This is a genomic window from Arthrobacter sp. ISL-48 (assembly GCF_018613805.1).
GTDB lineage: Bacteria > Actinomycetota > Actinomycetes > Actinomycetales > Micrococcaceae > Arthrobacter.
On the sequence record NZ_JAGGPL010000003.1, the window covers coordinates 1,033,547 to 1,052,730 of the forward strand.

18 protein-coding genes are annotated in these 19,184 nt (G+C 65.7%); 8 read left to right on the forward strand and 10 right to left on the reverse strand.

The genetic code is table 11. The features are described 5' to 3' along the window. The first annotated feature begins 147 nt into the window (after positions 1-147). From J7E83_RS08660 to J7E83_RS08675, 4 genes are read left to right on the forward strand one after another with little or no spacing between them, the layout of a single operon-like run. Complete coding sequence (locus J7E83_RS08660) at positions 148-726, forward strand: Tat pathway signal protein (protein WP_396020524.1); 579 nt, start codon at positions 148-150, stop codon at positions 724-726. A gap of 2 nt (positions 727-728) precedes the next feature. After that, positions 729-1,940 (forward strand): glutathionylspermidine synthase family protein, encoded by a 1,212-nt coding sequence (locus J7E83_RS08665; protein WP_214960848.1) that lies wholly within the window; start codon positions 729-731, stop codon positions 1,938-1,940. A 34-nt stretch (positions 1,941-1,974) separates the two neighbouring features. After that, positions 1,975-3,513, forward strand: coding sequence for an APC family permease (locus tag J7E83_RS08670; protein ID WP_214960850.1), 1,539 nt, complete (start codon positions 1,975-1,977; stop codon positions 3,511-3,513). After that, positions 3,510-4,709 carry an acyl-CoA dehydrogenase family protein gene (locus tag J7E83_RS08675; protein ID WP_214960863.1) on the forward strand — a complete coding sequence of 400 codons (1,200 nt, stop codon included), beginning with the start codon at positions 3,510-3,512 and terminating at the stop codon, positions 4,707-4,709. The genes J7E83_RS08670 and J7E83_RS08675 overlap by 4 nt, the downstream gene beginning before the upstream one ends. Before the next feature lie 45 nt (positions 4,710-4,754). Here the strand turns inward: J7E83_RS08675 and J7E83_RS08680 are convergent, their stop codons facing one another. The 8 genes from J7E83_RS08680 to J7E83_RS08715 form a co-directional block, all read right to left on the reverse strand. Beyond that, a complete protein-coding gene (locus J7E83_RS08680) occupies positions 4,755-5,528 on the reverse strand; it encodes an SDR family oxidoreductase (RefSeq protein ID WP_214960865.1) in 774 nt (257 codons plus the stop codon). A gap of 4 nt (positions 5,529-5,532) precedes the next feature. Then, a complete protein-coding gene (locus J7E83_RS08685; RefSeq protein ID WP_251043495.1) occupies positions 5,533-6,945 on the reverse strand; it encodes a glycosyltransferase 87 family protein in 1,413 nt (470 codons plus the stop codon). Positions 6,946-7,079: 134 nt separating this feature from the next. Next, a complete protein-coding gene (locus tag J7E83_RS08690; protein WP_251043496.1) occupies positions 7,080-8,432 on the reverse strand; it encodes an MFS transporter in 1,353 nt (450 codons plus the stop codon). After that, positions 8,429-9,019 carry a helix-turn-helix domain-containing protein gene (locus J7E83_RS08695; protein WP_214960866.1) on the reverse strand — a complete coding sequence of 197 codons (591 nt, stop codon included), beginning with the start codon at positions 9,017-9,019 and terminating at the stop codon, positions 8,429-8,431. The genes J7E83_RS08690 and J7E83_RS08695 overlap by 4 nt, the downstream gene beginning before the upstream one ends. Before the next feature lie 68 nt (positions 9,020-9,087). Then, positions 9,088-10,380, reverse strand: coding sequence for a glycosyltransferase 87 family protein (locus J7E83_RS08700; RefSeq protein WP_214960869.1), 1,293 nt, complete (start codon positions 10,378-10,380; stop codon positions 9,088-9,090). Further along, the gene (locus J7E83_RS08705; RefSeq protein WP_214960871.1) at positions 10,377-11,540 is read right to left on the reverse strand and encodes a cystathionine gamma-synthase; all 1,164 of its coding nucleotides are present in this window, start codon (positions 11,538-11,540) and stop codon (positions 10,377-10,379) included. The genes J7E83_RS08700 and J7E83_RS08705 overlap by 4 nt, the downstream gene beginning before the upstream one ends. A 27-nt stretch (positions 11,541-11,567) precedes the next feature. Then, positions 11,568-12,953 carry a cystathionine beta-synthase gene (locus J7E83_RS08710; RefSeq protein WP_214960873.1) on the reverse strand — a complete coding sequence of 462 codons (1,386 nt, stop codon included), beginning with the start codon at positions 12,951-12,953 and terminating at the stop codon, positions 11,568-11,570. A 150-nt stretch (positions 12,954-13,103) separates the two neighbouring features. Further along, on the reverse strand, positions 13,104-13,523 hold the full coding sequence (locus J7E83_RS08715) for a VOC family protein (RefSeq protein WP_214961132.1): 420 nt from the start codon (positions 13,521-13,523) through the stop codon (positions 13,104-13,106). A gap of 164 nt (positions 13,524-13,687) precedes the next feature. Between J7E83_RS08715 and J7E83_RS08720 the strand changes: the two genes are divergently transcribed. Then, on the forward strand, positions 13,688-14,680 hold the full coding sequence (locus J7E83_RS08720; RefSeq protein ID WP_214960875.1) for a DNA-3-methyladenine glycosylase: 993 nt from the start codon (positions 13,688-13,690) through the stop codon (positions 14,678-14,680). A 30-nt stretch (positions 14,681-14,710) separates the two neighbouring features. Here the strand turns inward: J7E83_RS08720 and J7E83_RS08725 are convergent, their stop codons facing one another. Next, positions 14,711-16,387 carry an AMP-binding protein gene (locus tag J7E83_RS08725; protein WP_214960877.1) on the reverse strand — a complete coding sequence of 559 codons (1,677 nt, stop codon included), beginning with the start codon at positions 16,385-16,387 and terminating at the stop codon, positions 14,711-14,713. Positions 16,388-16,498: 111 nt separating this feature from the next. Here J7E83_RS08725 and J7E83_RS08730 point away from each other — a divergent pair, with 111 nt between their 5' ends. Then, positions 16,499-16,777 carry a putative quinol monooxygenase gene (locus J7E83_RS08730; protein WP_214960879.1) on the forward strand — a complete coding sequence of 93 codons (279 nt, stop codon included), beginning with the start codon at positions 16,499-16,501 and terminating at the stop codon, positions 16,775-16,777. A gap of 91 nt (positions 16,778-16,868) precedes the next feature. Here the strand turns inward: J7E83_RS08730 and trxA are convergent, their stop codons facing one another. Beyond that, the gene (gene trxA, locus J7E83_RS08735; protein WP_214960881.1) at positions 16,869-17,300 is read right to left on the reverse strand and encodes a thioredoxin; all 432 of its coding nucleotides are present in this window, start codon (positions 17,298-17,300) and stop codon (positions 16,869-16,871) included. A 155-nt stretch (positions 17,301-17,455) separates the two neighbouring features. Between trxA and J7E83_RS08740 the strand changes: the two genes are divergently transcribed. Then, positions 17,456-18,382: an ABC transporter ATP-binding protein gene (locus J7E83_RS08740; RefSeq protein WP_214960883.1), complete on the forward strand. Its 927-nt coding sequence runs from the start codon at positions 17,456-17,458 to the stop codon at positions 18,380-18,382. After that, on the forward strand, positions 18,379-19,179 hold the full coding sequence (locus J7E83_RS08745) for an ABC transporter permease subunit (RefSeq protein ID WP_214960885.1): 801 nt from the start codon (positions 18,379-18,381) through the stop codon (positions 19,177-19,179). Before J7E83_RS08740 ends, J7E83_RS08745 begins: the two co-directional genes overlap by 4 nt. Positions 19,180-19,184: the final 5 nt, after the last annotated feature.

The following is a 19,184-nucleotide window of genomic DNA, read 5'->3' on the forward strand; positions in this document are numbered from 1 at the left end:
GCGGTGGCATCTCCTATCAAGGAGGTGGAAGTTCTCCACCGGCTTCTGCTCGCAGGCGGCACGGGCAGGGACTACGCTGATTTGAGGATTGAGATTCAGGGCGCGACGCCGCGCCTGTGCAGCATGGACTATCGAGGGGGGGACGCCGTGGACCCGAACAAGGATCCGGAGCAGGATCCGAAAGAGGGCCCTGCCGAACCAGCGGCCCCTGACGCCGCGAAGGCCCCACCCTGGCAGGTGCCCAAACCGGAACTCCATCCTGAACTCCTGAATGAACCACCCACGGTGGTGGACCCCTTCGCCAGGGACCGTGAGCGCCAGGCCACTGAGGCGGCAGCGCGCAAAAAGCGTTCGCAGCGGCGCACTGTGGTGGTTGGCCTGGGTGTCACGGCCTTGCTCGCGGGAACCATCACCGCAGTGGTGGCCAGCAACCAGGACGAGGCCGACTACGCACAGGTGTGTTTCAACGACGAAACCGGCGAACGCGTGGACGATACCCAGTGCAACAGCTCGGCCGGGCGGAGCGGCGGCCTCTTCGCGTGGTACTTCTATTCCCGCGGCGCCAGTGTTCCGGCGGTAGGCCAGAACCGCTCCGCCTATCCGAGTTACACGTCCACCATTCCCAGCGGCGCCAAGGCATCCACTGGCTACAGCACCAAGGGCGGCACCGTCAGCCGGGGCGGCTTTGGCAGCAGCTCCAAAGGCGGCGGAAGCACGGGGGGCTAGGCATGAAGCGTTTGTTATCGGAGCCCAGGCCTGGCTGGAAGCAGAAGATCGAAGAGCAGGGCCTGGTCTTCTCCACCACCACCATGCCGGACGGCCGGAAGGTCGAATACTGGCATGAGGGCGCCTACTACGAGTTCACCATGGACGAAGTGGAGGCGCTCGAGGTGACGGCCGAGGACATGCACAAAATGTGCCTGGAAGCGGCTAAATTCCTGGCCACGGGAGCCATGGGCACCATCGGCATTGGGCCCCAGGCGTTGGAACTTGCTGGTGAGTCGCTTCAGGCCGGCGACATCGACGTCTACGGCCGCTTCGACTTCATCTACGACGGGCAGGGCGGGCCGGCCAAGATGTTGGAATACAACGCCGACACTCCGACCGGCCTGATCGAGGCCGCCGTCGCGCAGTGGTTCTGGCTGCAGGACGTTTTTCCGGAGAAAGACCAGTGGAACGGCATCCACGAGGCCCTGATCCGGCAGTGGAAAAAGATGCAGTACCGCACCGGCATGAGCACCCTTCACATTGCCCACTCCGAGGCCGAGGAATCCGGCGAGGACTGGATGACCGCAGCGTACATGCGCGATGTGGCCAGCCAGGCGGGGTGGACCACCATCGGCATCAACATGTCCGATATCGGCTGGGACCCCAACCTCAACCGCTTCGTGGACCTGGACAACTTCATGATCAGCACCATGTTCAAGCTCTATCCCTGGGAGCTGATGATGAAGGAACCGTTCGGGCACCGGCTGCTCCAGCGCGCCCACAATCCGCGCTGGGTGGAACCTGCCTGGAAGATGCTGCTCTCCAACAAGGCACTCCTGGCAGCGCTGTGGCACCTGTACCCGGACCACCCCAACCTGCTGCCTGCGTACCTGAACGAGCCCGGCCCGCTCAAGGAGTGGGTGGCCAAGCCCTTACACGGCCGGGAGGGCGACAACATCCGGCTCCACGCGGACGGCATCAGCCTCGAGCAGCCCGGCGGTTACGGCCGCGAGGGCTGGTGCTACCAGCAGTACCACCAGCTGCCGGACTTTGACGGCAATCACCCGGTCCTGGGCCTGTGGGTGGTGGACGGCGAGTCCGTGGGCTGTGGGATCCGGGAATCTGACGGCCCCATCACCGATTACTTCTGCCGTTTTGTGCCCAACACCATCGACGCCCCGGCTCCGCTTTCGGCGCAGGCCCACTCCAGCAAAGCAGGTATCGCCCTATGAGCCCCATAACATTCATGAGCCCGGTGACCACGCCATGAGCGCAAAGACGACGACGGCGGGAGGCGGGAAGCGGGGACCATCAGGCGGTGGCGTCCCGGCCAAGGGGCTGCGCGCCGGGATCCTGGACCTCGGCGACTCGGTCATGCTGGGGCTGGCCTCCACCGCCCCGGTGTACTCGCTGGCGGCCACCCTGGGCCTGATCGTGGCTGTGAACGGCGACTACACCCCGCTGATCCTGCTGCTCGGGTTCATCCCCGTCCTGTTTATTGCTTATGCCTTCCGGGAACTCAACAGCGCCATGCCTGATTGCGGCACCACCTTCACTTGGTCGCGGCGGGCCTTCGGGCCCTGGGCGGGGTGGCTGGGGGGCTGGGGCGTTGCCTTGGCCGGAATCGTGGTGCTGGCCAACCTGGCCCAGGTAGCGGGACAGTACTTGTGGCTCCTGATCGGGGACGGCTCGTTGGCGGAGAACAAGGTGCTGGTCACGGCCACGGGCGTGGTGTTCATCGCCTTTATGACTCTGGTGAACTATCGCGGAATCCGGCTGGGCGAGCAGGTCCAGCGCGTGCTGACATATGTGCAGTACATCGCCCTGGGGATCTTCGCGCTGGCCATCATCGTGGGTATCGCGGGCGGGGCATCCGGCGAAGCCACAACCAGTCAAACCTTCGACCTAGAGTGGTTCAACCCCGCAGGCGCCTTTGCCGATCCGGGCGCCGTAGTGCACGGGGCTCTGCTGGCCCTGTTCATCTACTGGGGCTGGGATACCTGCCTGGCGGTGAACGAGGAAACCGAAAACCCCTCCACGACGCCCGGCCGCGGCGCGGTCATCTCCGCCTTTGTCCTGGTGGCCATCTACGTCTCAGTGGCACTCCTGGTGATGATGTATGCCTCAGTGGGTACGGAAGGAATCGGCCTTGGCAACGAAGCCAACCAGGACGATGTGTTCCTGGCCATGAAGGACGTGGTCCTGGGTCCGTGGGGCTGGCTGATTGTGGTGGCCGTGCTGGCCTCGGTGCTGTCCTCCACGCAGACCACCATTCTCCCGACGGCCCGCGGAACACTGTCCATGGGCGTCCACGGCGCGCTGCCGCCCAAGTTCGGTGAAGTCCATCCGCGAAACCAGACCCCCGGCTTCTCCACGCAGGTGATGGGTGCTGCGGCCGTTGTGTACTACGTGGCCATGAGCTTCCTCAGCGAAAACCTGCTCGCCGACTCCATCAGCTCCATCAGCCTGTTTGTCGCGTTCTACTATGCGCTCACGGGATTCGCGTGCTGCTGGTATTTCCGCGGCACGCTGCGGAGCTCCGGGCGTAACCTCTGGTTCCGAGGGATCCTCCCCCTCCTGGGCGCCCTGATGCTGACGGCGGCCTTCTTCGTCTCAGCTGTCCAGATGTGGGACCCGGCGTACGGTGACACCCAGATCTTTGGCGTCGGCGGGGCATTCGTGAGCGGCGTGGCGCTCCTGGCCCTCGGCGTCGTGCTGGCCGTCGTGTGCAGGTTCCTGCCGTCCACGCGTGGGTACTTCCTGGCACAACAGCCGGGCACCACCAGCCCTGGGATGCGCGGATGAGCACGCCTGACGACATGCCGAAGGCAGCGGACCCCTCCGACATCCTGGCCCTTGATTCGCTCCTGACCCCCGAGGAACTGGCTGTCCGGGAGCGGATCCGCGATTTCACGGACCAGCGGATCAAACCGGACATTGCACGCTGGTATGACGACGCCGTCTTCCCACTGGAGCTTGCCGCGGAGCTCGGCGAGCTTGGGGTCCTGGGGATGCATCTGGAGGGTTACGGCTGCCCCGGCCGCTCCGCCGTCGAATACGGGCTGGCGGCGATGGAACTGGAGGCCGGAGACTCCGGGATCCGCACCTTCGTTTCCGTGCAGGGCTCGCTGGCCATGACAGCCATCCATCAGTGGGGTTCCGAGGAACAGAGGCAGGAATGGCTCCCGCGGATGGCCGCCGGCGAGCTGATCGGATGCTTCGCCCTGACCGAACCCACGGCGGGCTCCGACCCGTCCTCCATGACCACCGTTGCCCGCCGGGACGGATCAGGGGACGACGCCGGCTGGATTCTCGATGGCGCCAAACGCTGGATCGGGTTCGCTTCCGTGGCAGGTGTGATGGTGGTGTGGGCCAGGACCGACGACGGCATCCGCGGCTTCCTGGTGCCTGCCGGAACGTCGGGCGTCACCGCCACGCCCATCGTGCGGAAGCTGTCCATGCGTGCCTCCATCCAGTGTGATGTGGTGTTCGACGGCGTCCGGCTGGGACCGGAGGCCCTGCTGCCGGGTGCCCTGGGCCTGCGCGCAGCCTTCACATGCCTGAACGAGGCGCGGTACGGAATCGCCTGGGGTGCCATGGGGGCGGCGCGCGATTCGCACGAGGCAGCGCTGAGGTACTCACAGGAACGGCTCCAGTTCGGGAAGCCGTTGGCCGGCTACCAGCTGACCCAGGAAAAACTGGTCAACATGCTGCTGGAGATCCAGAAAGGCACCATGCTGGCGCTCCATCTGGGACGCCTCAAGGATGCCGGGACCCTCCGGCCCGAGCAGATCTCACTGGGCAAGCTGAACAACGTGCGCGAGGCCATCGCTGTCGCCCGGGAGGCCCGTTCCATCCTCGGCGGAAACGGCATCACCCTGGACTATTCGCCGCTGCGGCATGCCGCCAACCTGGAGTCGGTGCGCACTTATGAGGGCACGGACGAGGTACATACCCTGGTGCTCGGCCAGCACATCACCGGCCTCGGCGCCTTCCGCTAAGCGCCGTTCGGGTGGCCGCCGCACCAAAGGCGCGGCTCGGCCCCCTCAGGCCGAGAAGCCGCCGTCGGACTTGATCAGCTGGCCGGATACCCACCGGCCCGCGGGCGAGAGCAGGAACGCCACCGTTCCGGCAACATCGGCCGGTGTACCGAGACGGCCGCCCGGCTGCTGGCGGGTGCCCTGTTCCCTGACTTCGCGGCTCATCCAGCCTGTGTCGATCGGTCCCGGGTTCAACACGTTGGCGGAGATCCCGAGCGGGCCCAGCTCCCGTGCCGCTGCGATGACAATCCGGTCCAGGGCGCCCTTGGAAGCGCCGTAGGGAAGGTTGAACGCGGTGTGGTCGCTGGTCAGCGCCACGATCGCGCCGCCGTCGGCCGTTGCCTGCCCCGCAAACGCGGCAATGAGCTGCCAGCTCGCCCTGGCATTAACGGCAAAGTGGCGCTCGAACGCCTCCAGGGTGGTGTCAAGGATACCGGAATCCACGGACTCGGCGTGGCTCAGCACCATGGCCTCCAGCGGCCCGGCCTGCTCGTTGGCAGCGGCCATCAGCCGGTCCGCCGCCTCCGGGTCCTCCAGGTCTGCCGGCACCGTGAACACGCGGGCGCCGATCGCCTCGAGTTCGGCCGTCAGACGGACGACGTCGTCGGGCTGGATTCCCCACGGCATCCGGGCGTCGTAGTCCTGCCAGTACGTCAGGACCAGGTCCCAGCCGTCGGCCGCAAGCTGGCGGGCAATGCCTGCACCGATGCCGGCGAGCCTGCCAACCCCGGTGATCAGGGCCGTTTTGCGACTGTCGCTCTTAGTTGGAGTCTGTCCCATGTAATCAGCCTAGTAGCTGCGTCCGGGCCGCCTTGGCAGGGACAGGTTCAATGGTGCTGTCCGCCTCGCCGGGACGAGGCTCCTCAGTCTCCAACGCGCCGCGGCGAAGGGCCGCCAGCCAGCAGCACAGGATGGCGGCGCCGCAGAAGGCTCCGGCGCTGGAGGCCATGATCCAGAGTCCGGGTGTCTGGATGTCCAGATTTTCGGCGTCGAACGCCATCCCGATGGTCTTCGGCGAGAAGCAGAACGTCAGGACGGAGAGCAGCAGCACGGAGGTCATCACCGCGCGCAGCCGCCGCAAACGGTCGGGAATCCCGCGCAGGGTCCATGCGAATGCGGGCAAGACGGCCGCCATCCAGACCCAGTGATGGGCCCAGGACACGGGGCTGATGAGCAGCATGGCGAGCGCAGTGGCCGACGCTGCCACTACCCGCGCGCCCTGATCGCTGGCCAATTTAATCACTGCAACTGCGATGGCCACGACGACGAGGCTCAGGAGCAGCCAGGGCACCGTCACGGCTGAGGCGGGGACTCCGAAGTGCAGGAGCGCACCCTTGATGGAGAGATTGTCCACGTATCCCGCGCCGCCGATCCGCGAGGTATCCGGCAGGATGTCGAACCAGAACTGGAGGGACTCGACGGGACGCAGCAGCCAACCCGCCAGCACCGTCGCCGCAAAGCCGGCACCCATGTTCGTTAGGCCGCGCCAGTCCTTCCGCACCAGGTAGTACAGGCCGAAGACCAGCGGAGTGAGCTTGATACCGGCCGCGACACCCACAAGGAAGCCGCTGCCGGGCATGCTGCGGTTCCAGCGGTGGTTCCGTGACAGCAGGTCCGCGGTCATGAGCCCCATGAGCAGGATGTTGATTTGCCCGAAGGCCAGGGTCTCGCGCCAAGGTCCGAGCGTCAGCATGGCCAGAAGCCCGGCGGCCGCAATCCAGGAGTTCCGGGGTGTTTCGAACGCTGAACGCCAGTCGGGTTTGGAGTTCCAGTAACGCACCGCGAGGGCCGACAGCCAGGCGGCCACGGCGACACCCGCCGCGTTGAACAGTTGGAGCGCCACAGGTTCCGGGAGCCGGGCCAGGAGGCTGAACACCAGCGCCGCGAACGGCGGATACGTGAACGGCAGGCCCGGGCCCCCTGCCCATTCCAGGGTCGGACCGTACAGGGCCGACGCGTGCCACCCTGCATCGTTCAGGATCTTTCCGCCGTGCCAGTAGACGCTGAAGTCGAGGCCCTGTTTGTTCCAATTGGAGAGCAGAAACCATACGGGAACGGCAACAACGGCCGCCGGCAGCCACAGGGCAACCAGCCTCCACAGCCGCAGGCCAGGCATTGGGGCCGATGAGGTGGCGACACGCCCGCCGTCGGCCGGCTTCCCGTCCAAGGCCGGTAAGTCCAGGTCGCTCTGTGCCATCCGTTGTCCCCCAAGTTTGCTGGCTGCGGGCGGCCGGGTCCCATTGTCGGATTGCTGGGATATGCCGCATGTGTGGAACGGCGCATCGCCGTAGCTACATACTACATATGCAAATGACGTTTACGGGTTATTGGCTAGGCTGCCACAACTGGTGCCGGTTCCCTCGCTACGGCGTCGCGGCGAATGGTGGCGCTGATGACGGCGGCGATAGTGCACATTGCGGCCGCTGCGAACCAGGCGTAGGTGTACTGGCCGGTGGCGTCACGGATGGCGCCGGCGCCGAGGGCTGCGGCGGCCGCACCCAGCTGGTGGGCGGCGAAGACCCAGCCGAACACCACGCTGCCGTCCGCGCCGAATGTCTTGCGGCAGATCGCGGCCGTGGGCGGGACTGTGGCCACCCAGTCCAGGCCGTAAATCACCACAAACACGATCATGCTGGGCTGGATCGTGGCGCTCAGGAGTAGCGGCAGCACCAGCAGGCCGATGCCGCGGAACTGGTAGTAGGCGGCCAGCAGGATTCGAGGGTTGAAGCGGTCCGTCAGCCAGCCGGAGGCAATGGTCCCCAGGATGTCAAAGATCCCGACGACGGCGAGCAAGCCTGCTGCGGTGGTTTCAGGCATGCCGTGGTCGTGGGCGGACGGGATGAAGTGGGTGCCGATGAGCCCGTTGGTGGTGGCACCACAGATCGCGAAGCCCGCCACGAGAGCCCAGAAGGTTCGCACCTTGCTGGCGCGTTTGAGTACCTGAAGGGCCCGCACGGCGGCGTTGCTGCTGGGGGCGGCTGCCGGGGCTTCGGCGGAAACCGGCGCCGCGGCGTCAGCTGCGGTTTCGCCATAAGGCAATGCCCCGACGTCAGCGGGTGAGTTCTTGAGGAACTTCAGCACCAGCGGAACCACAGCCAGCGCACCTGCGGCGATGAGCAGGGACGCCAGCCGCCAGCCGGGGTCCTGCGCCAGCATGGCGATGAACGGCAGGAAGACCAGCTGGCCGGCAGCACTCCCGGCGGTCAGGATGCCGATCACCAGGCCGCGGTTCTTGGAGAACCACGTGTTGGCGATGGTGGCGGCGAAGACCAGTGCCATGGAACCCGTTCCCAGGCCGATGAGCAGACCCCAGGTCAACAGGATCTGCCAGGACTGGGTGACCAGCACGGTCAGCGCGCTCCCGGCACCGATCAGCACCAGCGCGGTTGCCGTCACCGCGCGGATGCCGAAGCGTTCCATCAGGGCAGCGGCAAAGGGGGCGGTGAGGCCAAAGAGCACAAGGTTGATGCTGACCGCTGTGGAAAGGACGGTGGTGGACCAGCCGAACTCCTGTTGCAGCGGAATCATCAGGACCCCTGGTGCGGCCCGGAATCCGGCGGCGCCAACCAGGGCCAGGAACGCTACCGCCGCCACGATCCAGGCAGGGTGCAGCCTGCGCCGGGGTGGCTTTGGATCGAGTACGGGCTGCCCAGATTCGCGCTCTGCTGATTCCGTGGCGCTCATGCGGCTGTTCCGTTCTGTGAAGGCACCGTGTCTGATGAAGGCACCGTGTCTGATGAGGGCATGGCGTCTGATGCGGCGTGGGCTGTTGCCTTCTGCGGGGGCGCCGCCGTGGCCAGCTCAAGGGGACTATCGGACCGGGTGAGGCTGTGCCAGCTTGTATTGGCGGCGGTCAGTGGCTCGCCGCACTCGGTGCAGGTGTCCGCGGAGCTGGTCCGCTGGCCGCAGCCGGAGTGGATGACGTACATGTGGGCCTGCTCCGACGGCGCCGGCAGGTGCTTTTCGGCCCAGATCACCACTGCATTGAGGACCGGCAGGGCATCCTCGCCCTTGGCTGTGAGGACGTACTCCTGGCGCGTGCGGCCGCCGTCGTCGTACGCCTTCTTACTAAGCAGCCCCGACTCCACCAAACCGGCCAGCCGTCTGGTGAGCACCGAGTCGGCCACCTCCAGGCGGGACTTGATGGCATCGAAGCGCCGGTTGCCGAAAAAGACCTCGCGGAGCACCAGCATGCCCCAGGGGTCGCCCAGGATGTCGAGGCCGCGAGCCATGCTGCAGGTGCGCTGAGACCAGTCGGAACGGAGTGCCATACAGGCACCCTAGCTGACTCTCTTGAAGAAAGCCATACCGATTCAAGGCAAGACGATGCCCTGAAGTGTCACTTCGCGGAGCTGGGAGACTGCCGCAACACTGAGCGGGACGGCCGGTAGGCGGCGGCCCAGTAGACCAACAGCGCCACGCCGCACAGCACGCCCAGGCTGGTAACCGCCAGTTGCCATTGGGTTTGCGGATCCTTGCCCCATTCCCGCGCGCCCGCCATCATTGCCAGGTACTTGGGAGTGAGGTAGAAGGCCACCACTGAAAAGGCAACGATTGCCCACCCGGCGGCGCGTGTCTTCCCGCGGCGGGAGGGCACCCGGTGCATTGCGAAGGCCATGGACGGCAGCGCCACCGCCATCCACACCCAGTGGTGGGACCAGGAAACAGGGCTGACCAGCAGCATCAGCACGGCGTTGGCGGAGACGGCCACAAAGTTCTCGTCAGAGGCCACGGCCCACTTGATCACCAACGCCGCCACGGCAGCCAATGCCAGCGAAAGCACGAGCCAGAGCACTGTTGTGAGGCCCGAATCCGGCAGTCCGACGTGCAGCAGGAGGCCCTTGATTGAGAGGTTGTCCAGGTACGCGGGCCCCCCGATCCGGCCGGTGTCCGGCAGGATCTTGGTCCAGAAGGTCAGGGAGGCGTTGGGCAGCACGGCCCACGCCAGGGCGATGGATCCGAAGAATCCAGCCGCCATCCAGCCCAACGCCTTGAAGTCGCGCCGCACCACGAAGTAGAGGCCAAATGCCAGCGGCGTGAGCTTGATCCCGGCTGCTATGCCGATCAGCAGTCCGGCAGGCCAGCGGATCTGGCCCGTCCGGTCCTTTCCATAGAGGGCGAAGTCGGCAAGGATCAGGCCCATCAGGATGATGTTGATCTGCCCGAAGTCGAAGGTGTCACGCCACGGGCCGAGCAGCAGGATGGCCGCCGTCCCCGCGAGCGCCACAGTCCGGAACCGCCAGTCAGTGAAGGACTCGCGCCACCCGCCGAGCCTGAAGTAGTGCCGGGCCAGCCAAGCGGCCACGACGGCGGCCCCCGCGAGCGCCGTCGTGATAAAAACCAGGCTGCTGGTACCCATGGGCAGCAGCGCCAGCCCGGCAAACAGAAGTGCAGCGAACGGCGGGTAGGTGAACGGCAGCCCGTCACGGAACGCGTATAGCTCGTTGACGCCCGTCTCGCCGGTCTGGAGTACCCGGCTGCCCCCGTAGTAGTAGACCTCGAAGTCGTTCATGAGGGGGATGTAGGAGGAGTACAGGACCACCAGGGCGATGACGACGGCGGTTGCCCCCGCCGCCGTCGCAATCCAGCGCCGGGTGGTTCCGGACACTACTGTCGGGGAAGATGCCGTCACTGGATGAAGGTGAAGGCGTGGTCGAGGTCCGCGATGAGGTCCCCCACGTCTTCGATCCCGCACGACAGCCGGATCAGGTTCACGGGAACAGCCAGCTCGGTGCCCTTGACCGAAGCGTGGGTCATTTCCGAGGGGTAGTTCATCAGCGACTCGATGCCGCCCAGGGATTCCGCCAGCGTGAACACGGACGTAGCCTCAGCAACCTTGCGGGCAGCTGCCTCGCCGCCCTTGAACTGGACGGAAATCATGCCGCCAAACTTTTTCATCTGCTTCTTCGCCAGCTCGTGGCCGGGATGGTTCGGCAGGCCCGGGTAGAGCACAGCCTCCACCTCGGGGCGCTCGAGCAGCCATTCGGCCACGGCCTGGGCGTTGTCGCTGTGCCGGTCCATCCGCACGCCCAAGGTCTTCAGTCCGCGGGTCGTGAGGAACGCGTCCATGGGGCCGGAGACAGCACCCACGGCGAACTGCACGAAGCCGATTTTTCCCGCCAGTTCAGCGTCCTTGACCACGATGGCGCCGCCCACCACATCGGAGTGGCCGCCGATGTACTTGGTGGTGGAATGGACTACGACGTCGGCACCAAGGGCGAGCGGCGTCTGCAGGTAGGGCGACGCAAAGGTGTTGTCCACCACCAGGAGGGCACCGGCGTCGTGCGCCAGTTTGGCCAGGGCTTGAATGTCGGTGATCTTCATCAGCGGGTTGGAGGGTGTTTCCACCCAGACGAAACTGGTCTTGTTGGCTGCCACCGCTTCACTGACGGCGTCGAGGTTGGACATGTCCACCGGCGTGTTGCCGATCCCCCACTCGCCGAGCACGCCGTTGATGAGCCGGTAGGTGCCGCCGTAGGCATCGTTGCCGAGCACAATGTGGTCCCCGGGGCGCATCAGGGCGCGGATCAGGGAATCCTCCGCCGCCAGGCCCGAGGAGAAAGAGAAGGCATGGGTGCCGCCTTCGACCGCCGCCAGCTGTTCCTGCAGGGCATCGCGGGTCGGGTTGCCGCCGCGGCCGTATTCGTAGCCGTCGCGGAGGCCGCCGATACCGTCCTGCGCGTAGGTGGAGCTGAAGTGCAGCGGCGGGACAACGGCCCCGGTGCGGGGCTCGAAAGCCTGGCCGGCGTGGACGGCGCGCGTGTTGAATCCTTGATTTTCAGAGACAGACATGTTGCTCCTGTTCAGTGGTGAAGCAGTTCAGTTGCTGAGGTAGGCGAGGAGGTCGTGCCGGGTCAGGATGCCCACCGGGGCGCCGACGAACGTCACCATCACGGTGTCCACGTCGGAGAGCAGCTCGCGGGCCGCCGAGATGGTTTCCAGCGAGCCGATCACCGGCAGTTTTGGTCCCATATGCTCGGAAATCTTGTCCGTCAGTTTGGCCTCGCCGCGGAACAGCTTGGAGGTCAGGGTCCGCTCGTCCACGGCACCGAGGACCTCCCCCATCACCACGGGAGGCTCCTGCGAGAGAACCGGGATGTGGCTGACACCAAATTCGTTCATGATGTTGATGACGTCACGCACAGTCTCGTTCGGGTGGATGTGCACGAGGTCAGGCAGCTCACCGGTCTTGGACTTAATCACCTCGCCCACGGAGGATTCCTCGCCGCCGGAGAGGAAGCCGTAGGAGCGCATCCACTGGTCGTTGAAGATCTTTGCCAGGTAGCCGCGGCCCGAATCGGGCAGGATCACCACCACCACGGCGCTCTCCGGCAGGTCCCGGGCGGTCTGCATCGCAGCCACCACGGCCATGCCGGAGGAGCCGCCCACCAGAAGACCCTCCTCGCGGGCCAGCCGCCGGGTCATGGCGAAGGAATCAGCGTCGCTGACGGCGATGACCTCGTCCGGAACGGACTTGTCGTAGTTCGCAGGCCACATGTCTTCGCCCACGCCCTCCACGAAGTACGGGCGTCCCGTGCCGCCTGAGTAGACCGAGCCCTCGGGGTCGGCCCCGACAATCCGGACACGGCCGCCGTCGGACTCCGGACGGTCAGCGGAGATTTCCTTGAGATAGCGGCCGGTGCCTGTGATCGTACCGCCGGTGCCGGCACCGATCACGCAGTGGGTGACCTTGCCGTCGGTATCGTGCCAGATCTCGGGCCCGGTGGACTCGTAGTGGCTTCCCGGGGCGGCCGGGTTGGAGAACTGGTCCGGTTTGTAGGCGCCCGGAGTCTCAGAGACGATCCGGTCTGACACGCTGTAGTAGCTTTGCGGGCTGTCCGGCGCGACGGAGGTAGGCGTCACCACCACTTCGGCGCCGTACGCCTGGAGGACGGCCCGCTTGTCCTCGCCCACCTTGTCAGGCACCACAAAAATGCATTTGTAGCCCTTCTGCTGGGCAACCAGGGCCAGGCCCACGCCCGTGTTGCCGGACGTCGGCTCCACGATGGTTCCGCCCGGCTGAAGTTTGCCATCGCGTTCGGCCTCCTCGATCATCTTGGCCGCGATGCGGTCCTTGATGGACCCGCCGGGATTCAGGTACTCCAGCTTGACCAGGACAGTGGCCTTGATGCCGTCCGTCACGTGGTTGAGCCTGATGAGCGGGGTATTGCCGATGAGGTCCAGAATGGACTGGGCGTACTTCATAGGTACAAAGTTACCGTCTCCCTCCGGTCGCCTCACCCAACGGCCCGGGTTTCCGGCGCCGGTGCGAAGATTGTGCGGTGCAGCACCGGTCCTGGCCGAAGAACACACCGAACTGTCTCCTTCCGGCGGTTCAGAGCCGTGGTTGGCTGGTCAGCCCACCGGCCCTGCAGCGTCTGCTCCGGGCTGTTCGGGCGGCTGGTTTTCCCAGAGCCCCAGGATGTTGCCCTCGGTGTCCTTGAAGTAGGCGAAGGAGCCCATGCCCGGAATGGCACTCTTGGGAGCAATGACGGAACCGCCGAGCTGTTCCACCGTCTTCAGCGTGGTGTCGATGTCGTCCACGTCCACGGTGATGACGGGGTTCGTCAGTTCACCTTCCCTGGCCATCATGCCGCCGTTGATGGCCCCGGGCTCGGTGGGGCGGCCGGTCTGCTCATCCATCGGTGTGGTGATGACCACGTTGTAGTCCATCTCCGGCATGGGGTCTATGCGCCAGCCGAGGGCCTGCTTGTAGAAGTTCCTGGCCCGCTCCTGGTCGTCCGCGGGGATTTCAAAATGCACCACTCCACCCATTGCGCTCACCTGACAGTTCGAAGGGAAAGGCACGGTGGCCCGCGCCACACCTGGGAGTCTAGTCCTCACCGCTCCCCGGTATAAGGGCCACTTCCATAGGGTTCGGACAGCGCCGGCTGCGCCTTGCGGGCGGCTTTGTCAGCCGGGCGTGGGACGATGTTTTCATGACCATCGTTGATGCCCCCGCACGGCTGGCCGCCGGCGCGGACGGAGCCCTGCGCTGGCATCCCGGCGGACCCTTCAGTCTCGTCCAGACGCTTGGCACACTGCTGCGGGGCAATGGAGATCCCTCCTTTTCGCTGCTGCCGGACGGTCTGTGGACTGCCTTTACGACGGCGGACGGTCCCGTCACCCTGCGCCTGACCAGCGCCCGTGACAGCGCAGGTGGCAGCGCTGAACCGTATGTCGACGCGCAGGCCTGGGGACCGGGCTCCGCCTCCGCCCTCGCCGCCGTGCCGTGCCTGCTGGGAGCCGGCGACGACTGGTCCGGCTTTGATGAGCCAGGCTTCCATGCCACGCTCCCCCGGATGGTCCGCGAAGCCCGACGCCGGAACCCCGCCATCCGGCTGCCGTCCACCGGGCGCGTGATCGACGCCCTCGTGCCCACCATTTTGGAGCAGAAGGTCACCGTCATCGAGGCCCGGCGCGGCTACCGCTACCTCATGTACCGCTTCGGTACAGCCGCGCCGGCCGCCGGGCTGTCCGCGCCGTCCGGGCTTCTGGTCCAGCCCACTCCGGTGCAGTGGCTGCAGATCCCGTCCTGGGAGTGGCATAAGGCCGGAGTGGGCCCGCAGCGTTCGGCGGCCGTCATGCGGGCGCTGCGATCCGCCGTCGCGCTTGAACGGCTGGCGGCGCTGCCCGCGGCCGAAGCTGCGGCCAAGATGCAGGTCATTCCCGGCGTCGGCGCGTGGACGGCAGCGGAAGTGGTTCAGCGGACGCACGGCTGCCCCGATTCGATTGCGGTCGGCGACTACCATCTTGCCGCGTACGTGGGTGCGGCGCTGACCGGACGCCGGACGGACGACGCCGGGATGCTGGCCCTGCTGGAACCGTGGAAGGGCCACCGGCAGCGGGTTGTCCGCATGCTTGGACTCAGCGGCTTCCGCAAACCTGCCTTCGGCCCGCGGATGACCATCCAGGACCACCGCCGCCACTGAGGTCCCGCGCTGCTTTAGGAGGGTGTGGACTTACAGCCCCAGCCGGGCTACCGCTTCCTCGCGCATTTCCACCTTGCGGATCTTGCCTGACACCGTCATGGGGAAGCTCTCGCGGACATCCACGTACCGCGGGATCTTGTAGTGCGCCAGGCGTCCGCGGCAGAAGTCGGCAACGGCAGCGGCGTCCAGCGGCTCGGCTCCTGGCTTGAGGATGATGCAGGCCATCAGTTCCTCGCCGTAATTGGTGTCCGGGACACCGATCACCTGGACGTCCTGGATGGACGGATGGGTATACAGGAACTCCTCGATTTCCCGGGGGTAGATGTTTTCGCCGCCGCGGATCACCATGTCTTTGATCCGGCCCTCGACCACCACGTACCCGTCGTTGTCCATGCGGGCGAGGTCGCCCGTGTGCATCCAGCCGTCTGCGTCGATGGCCTCAGCCGTCTTTTCCGGCTGGTTCCAGTACCCCTCCATGACGGCGTAGCCGCGGGTACACAATTCACCGATCTGGCCGCGTTCCAGCACATCGCCTGAGCCGGGGTCGATGATCTGGCTCTCCAGCTGGGGCATGGTGCGGCCCACCGTTTCGGTCCGCTGCTGCAGGGTGTCCCCGTTGCGGGTCATCGTGGACACCGGCGACGTTTCGGTCATCCCGTAGCAGATGGCCACATCCGTCATGTTCATCTCCGATATGACCCGGTTCATCACCTCGATGGGGCACGTCGATCCTGCCATGACTCCGGTCCGGAGGGTAGACAGATCGTAGGATGTGAAATCCGGCAGCGCGAGCTCGGCGATGAACATGGTGGGCACCCCGTAGAGCGACGTCCCGCCAAAATCCTGGACTGCTTCGAGCGCCGCCGAGGCGGTGAAGCCCCGGCCCGGAATGATGGTGGCCGCACCGTGGCTGAGCGCGTTCAGGTTGCCGATCACCATGCCAAAGCAGTGGTAGAACGGCACCGGAATCACCACCCGGTCGTGCTCTGTGTAGCCCAGCAGCTCGCCGATGGAGTAACCATTGTTCAGGATGTTGTGGTGCGTGAGTGTTGCGCCCTTGGGGAATCCGGTGGTTCCCGATGTGTACTGGAGGTTGATCGCATCGTGAGGGTCCAGCTCCGCCATACGGGCCCTCAGCCCGGAATGCCCGACGGCGTCAGCCCGCTTGAGCAGCTCGGCGTACGTCAGTTCGGCGTCACTTTCAGGGACTCCGGCATCGAGCCCGTCGGCGCTGGCATCCGGCAGAAAAACCAGCTCCTTCAGATCCGGGCAGCCTGCAAGTGCCTTACGCGCCATTGCCACATAATCGCTGTTCCGGTCCGTCGGTGCCGTCACGAGCATCCGCATGCCGCTCTGTTTCACCACAAACTCCAGCTCGTGACCGCGGTAGGCCGGGTTCACGTTCACCAGGATGGCGCCGGCCTTGGCAGTGGCGTACTGGAGCAGTGTCCACTCGGCGCAGTTGGGGCTCCAAATGCCTACCCGGTCACCTTTGGCGACGCCCAGGGCGAGGAGCGCACGCGCGAGCCTGTCGACGTCGTCGTTCATCTTCGTGTAGCTCCACCGGCGGGCGTCAGCGCCCGGAACCGGCGCCGCCTCAATCAGAGCGTCGTGGAAAGGAAACCTGCCCACCACCCGTTCAAAGTTCTGGCCGATGGTTTCCTCGAGCAGCGGGACGTCAGTGTCCCCGGCTGTGTATGCGCGCATGATGGCACGCTACCAACAGGCCTTCAGCAAGGAAAGCACATGAGAAGCGCAAGCAGGTGTTCGGCGTAAAGACGGCGGGGTGGGCGTGCTGTGGCCGGTATTGTGAAATCCATGAGTGCACCCATCGACCTGCAGGCAACGTTCATCCCCAACGACGGCGAGTTTTTCCGTGTGAAGCTCGCCCTGGAAATCGCCATTGACGAGGTGACCAATGAGCCCGGCTGCCTCCGGTACGAATTGACGGAGGCCACCGAGGAGAAGCTGGTCCTGACCGAGCAGTGGGCTTCCGAGGAGGATCTGGCAAAGCACTCAAAGGGCACTGCCGTCCAGGACCTGAACGAATCCTTGAGCGCCCTGCTGGCCGAACCTGTCCAGCTGGTACGCCTCTAGCCTTCTCTGCCAAGAAACGACGCGGGGTCACTTCCCGCCCATGAACCGAAGTTTATGGGCGGGAAGCGACCCCGCGTTGGAGTTTGAGGGATCAAGCCTCGGGGATCTGGGACCCGTCCTGGCCGCCAGGTGCTGCGCCCTGGCCTGCCGCCGCGGCGGCCTCGGCCTGCGAGCGCGCCACGTGGGCGTGCACTTCCTCCATGTCGAGTGCCTTGACGGCGTCGATGACTTGTTCGAGCTGCTGGGCATTCAGGGCACCAGGCTGGGAGAAGACCAGCACCTTTTCGCGGAAGGCCATCAGCGTGGGGATGGACGTGATGCCGGCCTCGGCAGCGAGCTGCTGCTCGGCCTCGGTGTCCACCTTCGCAAACACGACGTCGGCGTGCTTCTCGGAGACGGTACGGTACGTCGGCGCGAACTGGCGGCAGGGACCACACCATTCAGCCCAGAAATCCACCAGGACAATGTCGTTGCCCTCGATGGTCGACGCGAACTGTTCACCTGTGATGTCAACGGTAGCCATATGTCAACGGTACGCGAGGGCGCCGGGGATGTCGTGGCCGGGGCCGGGCTGTTCGCTTCACGCGTCATCGGGAATAACCACCGCGGACGTGTACACCGGGCAACGCGGGGCCTAGTCTTGGGTCAGCAGACGCCGGATGGAATTCAGGAGGTCGGATGGCCCACGCGATCTCCACCCGGTCCCTCACTAAGAGGTTCGGCCGCCGCGAGGTGCTGCACGGCGTCGATTTCATGGTTGAGACCGGCTCCATTTTCGGCATGATCGGCCCCAACGGTGCAGGCAAAACCACCACCATGCGGTGTTTGCTGGACATCATCCGCCCCACTGACGGGGAAGTGCGCGTTCTGGGAAAGGACCCCCGGGAGGGCGGGCCAGCTCTCCGACGCCGGATCGGCTATCTTCCGGGCGAGCTTTTCCTCGAGGGCCGGGTGACAGGCCGCAAACTGCTGGCCCATTACCAGGCCATCAGCGGCCCGGTAGCGCCCGGCCGGATCGACGGGCTGGCCGAGCGGCTGGGACTGGACCTGGACCGGCACACCCGCAAGCTGTCCAAGGGCAACAAACAGAAACTCGGCTTGATCCAGGCCTTCATGCACGATCCCGAGCTGCTCGTCCTCGATGAACCCACGAGCGGCCTGGACCCCCTGGTCCAGCAGGAATTCCATGCCATGATGCGGGAAGCGCAGCACAAGGGCCAGACCATTTTCCTGAGTTCGCACGTCCTCAGCGAGGTCCAGCAGACCGCAGACACTGTGGCCATCCTCCGGGACGGCCGGATCGTCGCGGTGGAAAGCGTCAGCGGCCTGCGGGAAGGCGCCGTGCGCCGTCTGCGGCTTACGGCGAGCGCAATAACAGCGCACGACGCCGGCGCGCTGCTGGGCAGTGTGCCCGGCGTCGGTCATGTTGAGGTGCTTGATTCGGGCGACGGCGGCGTCACGGTTGCCGCCACCCTGGAAGGTTCCATCCAGCCGCTGGTCCGGATGCTCGGCTCCCTCCAGCTCACGGACCTGGTGCTGGATGAGCCGGATCTTGAGGAATCGGTCCTGAAGATGTACTCGAGTCCTGTCGGTGACGCGTCATGAAGACGTCACTACCGTTGTTCCGCCGGGCCTTCTTTGATTCCTGGCGCTCCACGCTGGGCTGGGGCGCCGGCCTGGCCGCGGCCATCTTCTTGTACCTGCCGCTGTACCCGTCCATCGGCGGAAGCGCCCAGATGCAGGACATGATCGACGCCTTGCCTGCGGAAATGACCAAGGCGTTGAACTATGACCAGATCGCCACCGGCCCCGGCTACACGCAGGCGACTTTGTTCGGCCTGCTCGGCTTCCTGCTGATGACTATCGCGTCCGTTTCCTGGGGCGCGGCAGCCGTCGGAGGTGACGAGGAGTCCGGCCAGCTTGAACTCACCCTCGCCCACGGCGTGACACGCACGCAGGTGGTGCTGGAGCGGGCACTCGCCGTGTTGCTGAGGGTGCTGCTGCTCGCGGCTCTGGTGTTTATCCTCGTCCGGCTACTCAATGATCCGGCCCAACTGGGCATCAGGCCGGAGTACCTGTTCGGCGCGGCAGTCCTTTTCGCCGGACTTGCCCTCCTGAGCGGAACAGCCGCACTTTGCGTCGGCGCCATCTCAGGCCGGCGCACCTATGGACTGGCGGCCGGAGCCGCGGTTGGCGTCCTCGGCTACGTTTTCAATGCCGTGGGCCGGCAGAGCCCGGACGTGGAGTGGCTGATGAACCTGAGCCCCTATCACTGGGCATATGGGAACTCTCCTGTGTCCAACGGTGCCGATTGGGCGGCCGCCGGGTGGCTGTGGAGCATCTCGGCAGCCCTCGTTTTGCTCGGGACGGCCGTGCTGAACCGGCGCGACGTAGGCGCCTAGCTGTA

Coding starts and splice junctions, on each gene's coding strand:
- J7E83_RS08665 (WP_214960848.1), top strand. CDS start 729: ATGAAGCGTTTGTTATCGGAGCCCAGGCCTGGCTGGAAGCAGAAGATC.
- J7E83_RS08670 (WP_214960850.1), top strand. CDS start 1,975: ATGAGCGCAAAGACGACGACGGCGGGAGGCGGGAAGCGGGGACCATCA.
- J7E83_RS08675 (WP_214960863.1), top strand. CDS start 3,510: ATGAGCACGCCTGACGACATGCCGAAGGCAGCGGACCCCTCCGACATC.
- J7E83_RS08680 (WP_214960865.1), bottom strand. CDS start 5,528: ATGGGACAGACTCCAACTAAGAGCGACAGTCGCAAAACGGCCCTGATC.
- J7E83_RS08685 (WP_251043495.1), bottom strand. CDS start 6,945: ATGGCACAGAGCGACCTGGACTTACCGGCCTTGGACGGGAAGCCGGCC.
- J7E83_RS08690 (WP_251043496.1), bottom strand. CDS start 8,432: ATGAGCGCCACGGAATCAGCAGAGCGCGAATCTGGGCAGCCCGTACTC.
- J7E83_RS08695 (WP_214960866.1), bottom strand. CDS start 9,019: ATGGCACTCCGTTCCGACTGGTCTCAGCGCACCTGCAGCATGGCTCGC.
- J7E83_RS08705 (WP_214960871.1), bottom strand. CDS start 11,540: ATGTCTGTCTCTGAAAATCAAGGATTCAACACGCGCGCCGTCCACGCC.
- J7E83_RS08710 (WP_214960873.1), bottom strand. CDS start 12,953: ATGAAGTACGCCCAGTCCATTCTGGACCTCATCGGCAATACCCCGCTC.
- J7E83_RS08715 (WP_214961132.1), bottom strand. CDS start 13,523: ATGGGTGGAGTGGTGCATTTTGAAATCCCCGCGGACGACCAGGAGCGG.
- J7E83_RS08720 (WP_214960875.1), top strand. CDS start 13,688: ATGACCATCGTTGATGCCCCCGCACGGCTGGCCGCCGGCGCGGACGGA.
- J7E83_RS08725 (WP_214960877.1), bottom strand. CDS start 16,387: ATGCGCGCATACACAGCCGGGGACACTGACGTCCCGCTGCTCGAGGAA.
- J7E83_RS08730 (WP_214960879.1), top strand. CDS start 16,499: ATGAGTGCACCCATCGACCTGCAGGCAACGTTCATCCCCAACGACGGC.
- trxA (WP_214960881.1), bottom strand. CDS start 17,300: ATGGCTACCGTTGACATCACAGGTGAACAGTTCGCGTCGACCATCGAG.
- J7E83_RS08740 (WP_214960883.1), top strand. CDS start 17,456: ATGGCCCACGCGATCTCCACCCGGTCCCTCACTAAGAGGTTCGGCCGC.
- J7E83_RS08745 (WP_214960885.1), top strand. CDS start 18,379: ATGAAGACGTCACTACCGTTGTTCCGCCGGGCCTTCTTTGATTCCTGG.